We start from the raw sequence: 12,475 nt of genomic DNA, 5'->3' as shown, positions 1-12,475 counted from the left end.
CGCCGCGCCCGGGGTGAGGTCGAGCAGCAGCGCCCCGTCCACGAGCAGCGAGGTGGCCGCCCGCGCGTCCGCGCCGAACGCGGAGGCGCACGCGGCGCAGGGACAGTCGGGGCGGGGCAGTCCCGCGGGGGCACCGGTGCCGAGCAGAGTCAGTTCCACGGACCCGATTTTCTCCTGTCCCCACGACCGGTGCCCGTCCGACTAGGCTTCCGGCAGGAGCCGGACCAAGATCCGGCTTCTGTCGTGACAGTGTGCTCAGCGTGCTCACACCCATGGGAGGCGTACATGGCGGCATGGACGTGGCGGTTCGAGAAGGCCGACGGGACGCAGGTCGAGCCCGCGGTGCCGCCGGAGGAGTTCCCCACACAGGGGGACGCCGAGTCCTGGATCGGGGAGAACTGGAAGGCCCTCGCGGAGGGGGGCGCCGACCAGGTACGGCTGCTGGAGGACACCACGGAGATCTACGGCCCGATGAGCCTCCACGCGGAGTCGGAGGCGGACGCGGAGGCGGAAGAGGCATGACGCCAGGGGGGCGGGTCCGAAGGCTTTCCCCGCCCCCCTCCCCGTTTTTCGCGCGGTTCCCCGCGCCCCTCCAGGGGCGCGGGGAACCGCGCGTCGGGGTCGGAGGGGCGGCGGGGGCGATCAAAGGGCGGGACACGGCGAACCGGCAGGGAACCGCCTCAGCCCCGGACCCCGCACAGGTGCAGCAGCGAGGCGACCCCCCGGTAGGGGTCGGTCCGTCCGGCCCGGTCCTCGACCGCGAGCAGCGTGTCCAGGTCGGACGGGAGGATCCCGCCGTCCGGCACACTGTCCGTGAAGACCCGCACCCCGTACCAGGTGTGCAGCGGCGCCCCGATCCCCGCGAGCGTCGACGTCAGTCTCTTCAGCCCGTACGCCGTCGTGCAGAAGCCCGCCAGTGCCCCGGCCCAGTCACCGGACAGCCCCGCCCGCATCGCCGGCGCGTCGCCGTTGCGCATCAGCAGGGACAGCAGCCCGCCGGGGGCCAGCATCCGGGCCACACCCGCCAGCAACGCGTCCGGCTCCTCGACGTACATGAGTTCGCCGTGGCACAACACCACGTCGAAGCTGCCCGGCAGGAAGTGCACACCGGTGTCCCCGGCCTGGCCCTCGATGATCCGCATCCGGTCCCGGATGCCCTCGGGCTGCCCGGCGAGGGCCTCCCGCACGGCGGAGATCATCGCCGTGTCCCGCTCGATTCCGGTCACCTGGTGACCGGCCCGGGCCAGCCGCAGCGCCTGCGCGCCCCGGCCCATGCCCACGTCGAGCACCCGCAGCCGCCGTCCGACCGGGAAGCGCCCGACTATCTGCTCCTCCAGCTGGCGGGCCACCAGCTCCTGCCGGACGACGTCGCGCAGACCGTCGAGCCCGCGTCGTCGGTCCGCTGCCGCGCCGTCGGCGAACGGCGTCGTGGTCAGGGCCGCTCCCCGCGCTTGACCTGGGGCTTGGGCAGTCGCAGCCGGCGCATCTGGAGCGAGCGCATCAGGGCGTAGGCCACCGCGCCGCGCCGGTTGTCGTCGGGGAAGCGCCCGGCGAGCTGCTTCTTCAGCCGGAACCCGTTCACGATCGAGTCGAGCACGATCATCACGATGACCACCAGCCACAGCAGCAGTGCCACGTTCTGCAGCTGGGGCACCTGGACCATGCTCAGCACCAGGATGATCACGGCCATCGGCAGGAAGTACTCCGCGATGTTGAACCGCGAGTCCACGAAGTCGCGCGCGAACCGGCGCACCGGTCCCTTGTCACGGGCGGGCAGATAACGCTCGTCGCCGCTGGCCAGCGCCTTGCGCTGGCGTTCCAGCGCGCTGCGGCGCTCCTCGCGCTGCCGCTTGGCCGCGTCCTTGCGCGACATCGACGTATTGGCCACGCTGCGGCGCTGGCTCTGGGCCTGGCTCCGCTTGGGCGTGGGACGGCCCTTGGGGGCCTCCGGGTGACGGGTCTGCTGGGAGTCGGTCAGCGTCGCCTTGTCGGCGGCGGATGCCTTCTCTTCCTTGGCGCGGCTACGGAACACAAAACCCAAGGGTACGGGGTGCCCGGGGTTGGATCCCAGCCAGATGGGGAACGATCCGGCAACACCGGACGTCTCCAAAAGGACAGGAGGGGACGTAGCGCGGCTCTCCGGGACGTCCCGAGGGGCCGACCCCGGGAACCACCTACTCCCTACGCCGGAGCGGGAGGGTACCCACTCGTCCTTGGGGATGAGCGCATCCGTCCCCGAACAGTGCGGTAATGGATGCAGGGCCCGTACTGTGGGTTCTGTCGCAGGTGCTGAGCTGGAGTCGGTCAGAAGGGGGCGCGCGAAGCCCATGAGCGGTGTCATGAAGCGTATGGGGATGATCTTCCGCGCGAAGGCGAACAAGGCCCTTGACCGGGCCGAGGACCCTCGCGAAACCCTCGATTACTCGTACCAGAAGCAGCTGGAGCTGCTCCAGAAGGTCCGCCGCGGCGTCGCCGACGTGGCGACCTCGCGCAAGCGGCTGGAGCTCCAGCTCAACCAGCTCCAGTCCCAGTCGGGCAAGCTGGAGGACCAGGGCCGCAAGGCGCTCGCGCTCGGCCGTGAGGACCTGGCGCGCGAGGCGCTCTCCCGCCGCGCCGCGCTCCAGCAGCAGGTGACGGACCTGGAGACCCAGCACGCCACGCTCCAGGGCGAGGAGGAGAAGCTCACCCTCGCGGCCCAGCGCCTCCAGGCCAAGGTGGACGCCTTCCGTACGAAGAAGGAGACCATCAAGGCCACCTACACCGCGGCCCAGGCGCAGACCCGGATCGGCGAGGCCTTCTCCGGCATCTCCGAGGAGATGGGGGACGTCGGGATGGCGATCCAGCGCGCCGAGGACAAGACCGCCCAGCTCCAGGCGCGGGCCGGCGCGATCGACGAACTGCTCGCCTCCGGCGCCCTCGACGACCAGTCCGGCATGCACAAGGACGACATCCAGGCCGAGCTGGACCGGCTCTCCGGTGGTACGGATGTAGAGCTGGAACTGCAGCGCATGAAGGCCGAGCTGGCCGGCGGCGGCAGCGGTGACCGTCAGGCCATCGAGGGCGGCGACGGGTCGCAGCAGCCCCGGCAGCAGCCGCAGGACACTCCGCGCTTCGACAAGCAGTAGCCCACGCCGAGGAGGGCGACATGATCGTACGGATCATGGGGGAGGGGCAGGTGACGCTGGACGAGAGCCGGCTCGCCGAGCTGGACGCACTGGACGAGGAACTGCTCGCCGAGATGGAGAACGGCGACGGGCCCGGCTTCCGCGCCACCCTCAAGGCGCTGCTGGCCAAGGTCCACGAACTCGGCGAGCCCCTGCCGGACGACTCCCTGGAGCCCTCCGACCTGATCCTGCCGTCCCCCGAGGCGACCCTGGAAGAGGTCAGGGAACTGCTGAGCGACGACGGCCTCATCCCGGGCACATGACGGGCGCCGGCCGGACCGCCGGCCCGTCCGGGGGTGCCCGCCCTGGAGGAGTCTGAGAACGGCGCCCGTCCAGGACCCGTGGGGAAGGCGGGGGCACGGCCCCCGCACGGAGCCCCCGGCTACGGTGAACTCCCGTGAGCACCCTGACGCGCGCCCGGTGCCGGGCGGAGGCGCACCCCTTCGCCCTGGACGCGGCCCTCGCGGCCGGCGTCCTCGTCTGCATGGTCGCCGGCTCCCTCGTCGCCCCGCACGGCCCCGAGGGCGTCAGCTGGGAACTGCGCACCCCCGACCCGCTCAGCCTCGTCCTGATGACCCTCGGCGCCGCCGCGCTCGTCTTCCGCCGCCGCGCCCCCCGTACGGTGCTGGCGCTGGCCGGCGGCCTCTCCGTGGCCGAGTCCGTCACCGGCGACCCCCGCGCCCCCGTCGTCATGTGCGCCGTCATCGCCCTCTACACCGTCGCCTCCACCACCGACCGCCCCACCACCTGGCGGATCGGCCTGCTCACCATGACCGTCCTGACCGGCACCGCGATGGCCGTCGGCCCGCTGCCCTGGTACGCCCAGGAGAACCTGGCGATCTTCGCCTGGACCGGCATCGGCGCCACCGCCGGGGACGCGGTCCGCAGCCGCCGCGCCTTCGTCCAGGCCATCCGGGAGCGCGCCGAACGCGCCGAGCGCACCCGCGAGGAGGAGGCCCGCCGCCGGGTCGCCGAGGAGCGCCTGCGCATCGCCCGCGAGCTGCACGACGTGGTCGCCCACCACATCGCCCTGGTCAACGTGCAGGCCGGGGTCGCCGCCCATGTCATGGACAAGCGGCCCGACCAGGCCAAGGAGGCTCTCGCCCACGTCCGCGAGGCCAGCCGCTCGGCGCTGGGCGAACTGCGCGCCACGGTCGGCCTGCTGCGCCAGTCCGGCGACCCCGAGGCGCCCACCGAGCCGGCTCCCGGTCTGGACCGCCTCGACGAACTGGCCGGCACGTTCCGCAGCGCCGGACTGCGGGTCGAGGTCGCCCGCACCGACGAGGGCACCGGTCTCCCCGCCGCCGTCGACCTGGCCGCCTACCGGATCGTCCAGGAGGCCCTGACCAACGTGCAGAAACACGCGGGCACGGCGGCACACGCCGAGGTCAGCGTCGTACGGGTGGGACCTCATATCGAGATCACCGTCCTCGACGACGGCAGCGGCGAGGAGCAGGACCCGGCGCCCGGCGGCGGACACGGACTGCTCGGTATGCGTGAGCGGGTGACCGCCCTGCGCGGCACCCTCACCACCGGCCCCCGCTACGGAGGCGGCTTCCGCGTCCATGCGATCCTTCCCGTCAAGCCCCGCACGTCCGCGGCGGAGAGCCGCCGTCCCTGACCCTCCCGACCGCGCCCCCGACCGCCTTCGGCCACCTCGGCCGCCACCCGTGACCACCGCGCCGCTGGAGCCCGTATGACGATCCGTGTCCTGCTCGCCGACGACCAGGCACTGCTGCGCAGCGCCTTCCGCGTGCTGGTCGACTCCGAGCCGGACATGGAGGTGGTGGGGGAGGCGTCCGACGGGGCGGAGGCGGTCCGGCTGGCCCGGGAGGAACGCGCCGACGTCGTCCTCATGGACATCCGGATGCCCGGCACCGACGGACTCGCCGCCACCCGCATGATCAGCGCCGACCCGGAACTCGCCGGGGTGCGCGTGGTGATACTGACGACCTTCGAGGTCGACGACTACGTGGTGCAGTCGCTGCGGGCCGGTGCCTCCGGCTTCCTCGGCAAGGGCTCGGAACCCGACGAGATGCTGAACGCCATCCGGATCGCCGCCGAGGGGGAGGCGCTGCTGTCCCCGTTGGCCACCAAGGGCCTGATCGCCCGCTTCCTCGCCCAGGAGGGCCCGTCCGACCCCGACCCGGACCGAGCCGGGAGACTGGACTCGCTCACCGTGCGCGAACGCGAGGTGCTCGTCCAGGTGGCCGGCGGCCACTCCAACGACGAGATCGCCGAACGCCTCGAGGTCAGTCCCCTGACCGTGAAGACCCACGTCAACCGGGCCATGTCCAAGCTGGGCGCCCGCGACCGGGCCCAGCTGGTGGTCGTCGCCTACGAGTCGGGACTGGTCCGTCCGAGGGCGGAGTAGTACCGCGGGGGTGTACCGCCGCGTACTGCGTCCGGAGTATGCGCCGCGTAAGGAATTGGTCCTCAGGTCTACGGATCGGCCCCCGTCCATGGCCCAGGGTGTAGAGCGGGCGCCCACTCGTGCGCGCCCGCCCTCCTTCGGGACTTCTGCCGCTCCACGGAAAAGAGATTCTGTCCATGTCCTGGCTGTCCAGATTCAGCCTCGCGCAACGGGCGCTGATCGGACTGATGTCGATCATCGCGCTCGTCTTCGGGGCGATCGCGATACCCCAGCTCAAGCAGCAGCTGCTGCCCACCATCGAACTGCCCATGGTGTCCGTGATCGCCCCCTACCAGGGCGCGTCCCCGGACGTGGTCGAGAAGCAGGTCGTCGAGCCCATCGAGGACAGCCTGGAGGCCGTCGACGGCATCTCCGGTGTCACCTCGACGGCGAGCGAGGGCAACGCCGTGATCATGGCGTCCTTCGACTTCGGCAACAACACCCAGCAGCTCGTCGCCGACGTCCAGCAGGCCGTCAACCGCGCCGGGGCCCGCCTCCCGGACGGCGTCGACCCGCAGGTCGTCGCCGGTTCCACCGACGACATCCCGGCCGTGGTGCTCGCCGTCACCTCCGACACGGACCAGCAGGCGCTCGCCGACGAGCTGGACCGGACCGTGGTGCCCGCGCTGGAGGGCATCGACGGCGTCGGCCAGGTCACGGTGGACGGCGTGCGCGACGTCCAGGTCGTCGTCACCCCGGACACCGCGAAGCTGTCGAGGGCGGGTCTGACCGCGCAGTCGCTGGCGGGGGCCCTCCAGGCGGGCGGCGCGACCGTACCGGCCGGCTCCTTCGACGAGGACGGCGCCAACCGCACCGTCCAGGTGGGCGGGGGCCTTACCTCGCTGGAGCAGATCGAGAACCTGAGGGTTCCCGGTGAGCCCGGGAAGGGCGACCCGGTCCGCCTCGGTGACGTCGCCACGGTGACGCAGGAGGAGGCCAGGGCCGACTCCCTCACCCGCACCAACGGCAGGCCCAGCCTCGCCGTGCTGGCCACCATGGACCACGACGGCAGCGCGGTCGCCATCTCCGAGGCCGTCCAGGACAAGCTCCCGGAGCTGCGCGAGGACCTGGGCGACGGCGCGACCCTCACGGTCGTCAGCGACCAGGGCCCGGCGGTGTCCAAGGCCATCGACGGCCTCACCACCGAGGGCGCGCTCGGTCTGCTCTTCGCCGTCCTGGTGATCCTGGTCTTCCTGGCCTCGGTGCGCTCCACCCTGGTCACCGCGGTGTCCATCCCGCTGTCCGTGGTCCTCGCCCTGATCGTGCTGTGGACACGCGACCTGTCGCTGAACATGCTGACGCTGGGCGCCCTGACCATCGCCATCGGCCGGGTCGTGGACGACTCCATCGTCGTCCTGGAGAACATCAAGCGGCACCTCGGCTACGGCGAGGAGCGCCAGGCGGCGATCATGAACGCGGTGCGCGAGGTGGCCGGCGCGGTCACCTCCGCGACCCTCACCACCGTCGCCGTCTTCGTGCCGATCGGACTGGTCGGCGGCATGGTGGGCGAGCTGTTCGGCTCCTTCAGCCTCACCGTCACCGCCGCGCTGCTGGCCTCCCTGCTGGTGTCGCTGACGGTCGTCCCGGTGCTGTCGTACTGGTTCCTGCGGCCCCCGAAGGGCACCCCGGAGGACGCCGGGGAGGCGCGCAGGATCGCGGAGGAGAAGGAGGCCAGGAGCCGCCTTCAGGGCATGTACCTCTCCGTCCTGCGCTTCGCCACCCGGCGCAGGATGGCCAGCCTGGCCATCGCGGTCGTCGTGCTGATCGGCACCTTCGCCATGGCGCCGCTGCTGAAGACCAACTTCTTCGACCCGGGCCAGCAGCAGGTCCTCACCGTCCGGCAGGAGCTGAAGCCCGGCACCAGCCTGGCCGCGACCGACGCCGAGGCGAGGAAGGTCGAGAAGCTGATCGGCGACACCGACGGCGTCAAGGACTTCCAGGTGACGGTCGGCTCGTCCGGCTTCATGGCGGCCTTCGGCGGCGGTACGGACACCAACCAGGCCACGTACCAGGTGATGATCGAGGACGACGCGTCCTCCGAGGACGTGACGGACAGCCTGGAGAAGGGCCTCGCGGAGCTCGACGGCATCGGCACCACCACCATCGCCGCCGGTGACGGCTTCGGCAGCCAGGACCTCAGCGTGGTCGTCAAGGCGGCCGACGCGCAGGTGCTGCGCAAGGCGGCGGACCAGGTGCTGGAGGCGGTGTCCTCCCTGGACGACGTCACGGACGCCGGCAGCGACCTGTCGCAGAGCGTCCCCCGTATCTCGGTGAAGGTCAACGACAAGGCCGCCGCGGCCGGGTTCGACGACCAGATCCTCGGTGCGGCCGTCGCCCAGGCGGTGCGCGGCACCCCGGCTGCCCAGGCGGTGCTCGACGACACCGAGCGCGATGTCGTCATCCGCTCGGCGAAGCCGGCCACCACCGTGGCGCAGCTGAGGAACCTGCCGCTGGGCCCGGTGAAGCTGAGCGACGTCGCCACCGTCGAGGTGGTGGACGGCCCGGTCTCCATGACCCGGATCGACGGCCAGCGCTCGGCCACGGTCACGGCCAGGCCGACCGGTGACAACACGGGCGCGGTGGGCACGGAGCTCCAGCAGAAGATCGACGCGCTGACACTGCCCGCGGGCGCGACGGCCGAGATCGGCGGCGTGACCGAGGACCAGGACGAGGCGTTCGTCAACCTGGGCCTGGCGATGCTGGCCGCCATCGCGATCGTCTTCATGCTGCTGGTCGGCACCTTCCGGTCGCTCGCCCAGCCGCTGATCCTGCTGGTCTCCATCCCGTTCGCGGCGACCGGCGCGATCGGCCTGCTGCTGGTCACGGGCACCCCGATGGGTGTGCCGGCGATGATCGGCATGCTGATGCTGATCGGCATCGTGGTCACCAACGCGATCGTGCTGATCGACCTGATCAACCAGTACCGCACGCAGGGCTACGGCGTGGTCGAGGCCGTGCTGGAGGGCGGCCGCCACCGTCTGCGGCCGATCCTGATGACGGCCCTGGCGACGATCTTCGCCCTGCTGCCGATGGCCCTGGGCGTCACCGGTGAGGGCGGATTCATCGCCCAGCCGCTGGCCGTCGTGGTGATCGGCGGTCTGATCACGTCGACGCTGCTGACCCTGCTGCTGGTGCCGACGCTCTACGCGATGCTGGAGCTCCGCAAGGAGCGGCGCGCGAAGAAGCGGGCGGCGAAGAAGGGCGGGGCGGTGCGGGCGGAGGCTTCTCAGGAGCCCGCGCCGGCGCAGCTCTGAGGCACCCGGAACGACGTGAGGCCCCGTCCGGTCACGAAGGTGACCGGACGGGGCCTCACGTCATGGACCCGTGGCTACGGCAGCGCCAGCATCCGCTCCAGCGCCAGCTTCGCGAACGCCTCCGTCTCCTTGTCCACCTCGATGCGGTTGACCAGGTTGCCCTCGGCGAGGGATTCCAGCGTCCACACCAGGTGGGGGAGGTCGATGCGGTTCATCGTGGAGCAGAAGCAGACCGTCTTGTCGAGGAACACGACCTGCTTGTCCTCGGACGCGAAACGGTTCGCCAGGCGGCGGACCAGGTTCAGCTCCGTGCCGATGGCCCACTTGGAGCCGGCCGAGGCCGCCTCCAGCGTCCTGATGATGTACTCGGTCGAGCCGACGTGGTCCGCGGCGGACACGACCTCGTGCGTGCACTCGGGGTGCACCAGCACGTTCACGCCGGGTATGCGCTCGCGCACGTCGTTGACCGAGTCCAGGCTGAAGCGGCCGTGCACCGAGCAGTGACCGCGCCACAGGATCATCTTCGCGCCGCGCAGCTCCTCCGCCGTCAGCCCGCCGTTCGGCTTGTGCGGGTTGTAGACGACGCAGTCCTCCAGGGACATCCCCATGTCCCGCACCGCCGTGTTGCGGCCCAGGTGCTGGTCGGGCAGGAACAGCACCTTCTCGCCCTGCTCGAAGGCCCAGTCCAGGGCCCGCCTGGCGTTGGAGGAGGTGCAGATGGTGCCGCCGTGCTTGCCGGTGAAGGCCTTGATGTCGGCGGAGGAGTTCATGTACGAGACGGGCACGACCTGCTCGGCCACGCCGGCCTCGGTCAGTACGTCCCAGCACTCGGCGACCTGCTCGGCGGTGGCCATGTCGGCCATGGAGCAGCCGGCCGCGAGGTCGGGCAGGACCACCTTCTGCTCGTCCCCGGTGAGGATGTCCGCCGACTCGGCCATGAAGTGCACACCGCAGAAGACGATGTACTCGGCCTGCGGCCGGGCGGCGGCGTCCCGGGCCAGCTTGAAGGAGTCGCCCGTGACGTCGGCGAACTGGATGACCTCGTCGCGCTGGTAGTGGTGGCCGAGCACGAAGACCTTGTCCCCGAGCTTCTCCTTGGCGGCGCGGGCGCGCTCCACGAGGTCCGGGTCGGACGGCGAGGGGAGGTCGCCGGGACACTCCACACCGCGCTCGCTCCTCGGGTCGGCCTCCCGGCCGAGGAGCAGCAGGGCGAGGGGCGTCGGCTGTACGTCGAGCTCCTGGGTCTGGGCGGTGGTCACGACACACACCCTTTCTGTTTCTGGCGACTTCTCGTCGAAATGACGCTATCTATCATAACCGGTTCACGTCACTTTGACGACGGCCATAGCGTCCGTGTGACGTGAATCCCGGCGGGCGCCGGTTCGTTCCCGCGACGCCCCACAGGAGCCGTTTTCCGCTCCGCAGCACGTGTGCGAGCATGAGAAGGGAGGCGAGGAAAAGACGCGCCCGGCCCGGAATGAATCCGCGGTCCCGCCGGTTGCAACCGTCGTCAAGCAGTCTCCGTACAACCCGGGAGAGATGTAGATGTCCGTATCGGACGAGACCACCACCGTCACCGACGGCATCGTCGTGACCGACGCCGCCGCGGCCAAGGTCAAGGCCCTGCTCGACCAGGAAGGCCGTGACGACCTCGCCCTGCGCGTCGCCGTCCAGCCCGGCGGCTGCTCCGGCCTGCGCTACCAGCTCTTCTTCGACGAGCGCTCGCTCGACGGCGACGTGCTCAAGGACTTCGACGGCGTGAAGGTCGTCACCGACCGCATGAGCGCCCCGTACCTGGGCGGCGCCACCATCGACTTCGTCGACACCATCGAGAAGCAGGGCTTCACGATCGACAACCCCAACGCCACCGGCTCCTGCGCCTGCGGTGACTCCTTCAGCTGAACCCGGGTGCCACCCCGGGCGGCACATGACGAAGGCGGCGGCCCCTCCTGCGGGGCCGCCGCCTTCGTCGTGTCCGCCCCCGGCTACCGGGTGGGCGGCGCCGGCAGCCGGGCACCGTCCTTGTGCAGCGGCACCGGCTCGCCGTCGGTGCCCACCACCTCGCGGTCACCGAGCGGCGCGTCCAGCCGCACCGTCTCCTGGTACTGCTTGGCGATCAGGATGCACACCTTGTCCGGCCAGGGTGTCTCGGTCACCCGTACCGTCACCCGGCCGTCGCTCTCGCTCGCGGTCACCTCGTAGTCGGCGCACACGCCGCCCATGAAGAACACCGTCAGCTCCGCGCCCTGCGCCGTGTAGCCCGCGACCTCGGCCTCCCCGGCGGGCGGCGCCGCGGTCGGCTCGTCACCGGGCCGCGTCGGCGCCGGACTGGCCTCACCGGACCGGGCCGCGGGGGCGAGGAACTCCGGGTCGACCGCCGGATGCGTCACCGTGAACGCCTCCGGCGCACCCGCCGGCCGCACCTCGAACAGCCACGACGGCACGAGGGCGGGCCGCCCGTCCACGGAGTGCGCGGCCAGTCCGAACACCGCGTCGTCGACCGTGACGGTCTCCCCGGCCGGCTTCGTCCCCGGAGCGCAGTCCTCCTGCTGCCGGTCCTCTTCCAGCGGTACGGACGTGGCACAGCCGCCGATCCCCGCGCGGGGGCTGTCGCCCGGGGCCGCGTTCATCAGGTCCAGCGCCTCCCGGGCGCTCACCGTGGGGTAGACCTCCCCCTTCACCGGCTCGGCGAGCCGGCCGCTGCCGCCGACCACCTCGCCCGTGGCGCCGACGACCACACCGGTGGTCCAGCCGTACGTCGGCAGACCGCCCACCTCCGGGTCGGCGTTCACCACGCGCCGGTCGCCCATGATCTGGCTCGCGTCGAGTTTCGCGTCGTCCTGGCCCACGGCCTTCAGGACGGGCGCGGCGGCCTTCTTGGCGGCCGCCTCGCCGACCACCCTGCCGTCGCCGACGGACGGGGCCCTGCACGTGGCGCCCTTGCAGTTGTCGGTGCCCGGCGTGTTCCGGTGGAACGTCCACGAGCCCGGGGCCTCCCGGTCCACCCGCAGCGTCGGCCCGGAACCGTCCTGCCCGCCGATCCGCCAGGACCCGCCCTCCGCGACCGGCTTCCCGTCGAGCCCCAGCGCCTGCGCCAGCGCGACCACCTGCCGCTCGGTCACCTCCCCGCCGGCGCGGTACACCGGCGCGGAACCGGGACCGCCGGGGAGCGTTCCGTCGGCGCGGTAGGTGGCGCCGTACGGGTTGGGCTCGCCGGGTGCGATGCCGTTCTCCGGGACCTCCGGGTCGCCGTCGAGGGCCAGCGGCGGGGGAGTGGTGTCACCGTTCGCCCCCGTGGCCGTACCGCCGGCGGAGTCCCCGGCGGCGCCGGTGGCGAGATACGCCCCGCCGCCCCCGACGAGCAGCACGGCGGCGGCGACGGAGGCGATGAGAAGGGGTGACCGCCGCCGCGCCGGACCATAGGCGGCCCCGTCGTCCCCGGGGCGCCGTGCGCCGTCCCGGGGCGCGCCCACGACGGTCTCGTCCGGGGTGGGTTCCGGCCGGGGGGCAGTGGCCCCGGCCTTGTCCGCGGCGGCTGTGTCCGGGGTCGGTTCCGGCCGGGTCTCCGGGGCGCCCGCTTCCGCTTCGGTGCCTGCTTCGCCCTCGGTGTCCGCTTCGGCCTCTGCTTCGTCCGTGTCCGTGTC

At 71.9% G+C, this 12,475-nt stretch carries 11 protein-coding genes and 1 pseudogene; 7 read left to right on the top strand and 5 right to left on the bottom strand.

Features of this window, described 5'->3' with window-relative positions:
- A pseudogene (locus tag B9S61_RS42070) lies at window positions 1-159 on the bottom strand (adenosylcobinamide kinase/adenosylcobinamide phosphate guanyltransferase); the annotation flags it as partial.
- A gap of 126 nt (window positions 160-285) precedes the next feature.
- On the opposite strand from B9S61_RS42070, the gene B9S61_RS04745 reads away from it, so the two are divergent.
- Window positions 286-522 carry a hypothetical protein gene (locus B9S61_RS04745; protein ID WP_103541061.1) on the top strand — a complete coding sequence of 79 codons (237 nt, stop codon included), beginning with the start codon at window positions 286-288 and terminating at the stop codon, window positions 520-522.
- A gap of 158 nt (window positions 523-680) precedes the next feature.
- Here B9S61_RS04745 and B9S61_RS04740 read toward each other — a convergent pair whose 3' ends face one another.
- A complete protein-coding gene (locus B9S61_RS04740; RefSeq protein WP_103541060.1) occupies window positions 681-1,349 on the bottom strand; it encodes a methyltransferase domain-containing protein in 669 nt (222 codons plus the stop codon).
- An 83-nt stretch (window positions 1,350-1,432) separates the two neighbouring features.
- Entirely contained in the window at window positions 1,433-2,077 is a 645-nt protein-coding gene (locus B9S61_RS04735; RefSeq protein WP_258039549.1) for a DUF3043 domain-containing protein, read from the bottom strand.
- Between the two features lie 271 nt (window positions 2,078-2,348).
- Here B9S61_RS04735 and B9S61_RS04730 point away from each other — a divergent pair, with 271 nt between their 5' ends.
- The 5 genes from B9S61_RS04730 (at window position 2,349) to B9S61_RS04710 (ending at window position 8,831) form a co-directional block, all read left to right on the top strand.
- Window positions 2,349-3,125 carry a PspA/IM30 family protein gene (locus B9S61_RS04730; RefSeq protein ID WP_103541063.1) on the top strand — a complete coding sequence of 259 codons (777 nt, stop codon included), beginning with the start codon at window positions 2,349-2,351 and terminating at the stop codon, window positions 3,123-3,125.
- Between the two features lie 20 nt (window positions 3,126-3,145).
- Entirely contained in the window at window positions 3,146-3,427 is a 282-nt protein-coding gene (locus B9S61_RS04725; protein WP_103541058.1) for a hypothetical protein, read from the top strand.
- 134 nt (window positions 3,428-3,561) lie between these two features.
- Complete coding sequence (locus B9S61_RS04720) at window positions 3,562-4,785, top strand: sensor histidine kinase (protein ID WP_103541057.1); 1,224 nt, start codon at window positions 3,562-3,564, stop codon at window positions 4,783-4,785.
- Between the two features lie 75 nt (window positions 4,786-4,860).
- The gene (locus tag B9S61_RS04715; RefSeq protein WP_103541056.1) at window positions 4,861-5,538 is read left to right on the top strand and encodes a response regulator transcription factor; all 678 of its coding nucleotides are present in this window, start codon (window positions 4,861-4,863) and stop codon (window positions 5,536-5,538) included.
- 176 nt (window positions 5,539-5,714) lie between these two features.
- A complete protein-coding gene (locus tag B9S61_RS04710; protein ID WP_103541055.1) occupies window positions 5,715-8,831 on the top strand; it encodes an efflux RND transporter permease subunit in 3,117 nt (1,038 codons plus the stop codon).
- A 74-nt stretch (window positions 8,832-8,905) separates the two neighbouring features.
- Here the strand turns inward: B9S61_RS04710 and nadA are convergent, their stop codons facing one another.
- On the bottom strand, window positions 8,906-10,090 hold the full coding sequence (gene nadA, locus B9S61_RS04705; RefSeq protein WP_103541054.1) for a quinolinate synthase NadA: 1,185 nt from the start codon (window positions 10,088-10,090) through the stop codon (window positions 8,906-8,908).
- 286 nt (window positions 10,091-10,376) lie between these two features.
- Here nadA and erpA point away from each other — a divergent pair, with 286 nt between their 5' ends.
- Entirely contained in the window at window positions 10,377-10,733 is a 357-nt protein-coding gene (gene erpA, locus B9S61_RS04695) for an iron-sulfur cluster insertion protein ErpA (protein WP_103541052.1), read from the top strand.
- 83 nt (window positions 10,734-10,816) lie between these two features.
- On the opposite strand, the gene B9S61_RS04690 is transcribed toward erpA, so the two are convergent.
- On the bottom strand, window positions 10,817-12,475 hold a 1,659-nt coding region (locus B9S61_RS04690), incomplete at its 5' end, for a hypothetical protein (RefSeq protein ID WP_374936182.1).

Origin of the sequence: Streptomyces sp. SM1 (assembly GCF_002910825.1) — a bacterium.
Classification (GTDB): domain Bacteria; phylum Actinomycetota; class Actinomycetes; order Streptomycetales; family Streptomycetaceae; genus Streptomyces; species Streptomyces okerensis.
This window is presented reverse-complemented; position numbering and strand designations above follow the sequence as displayed.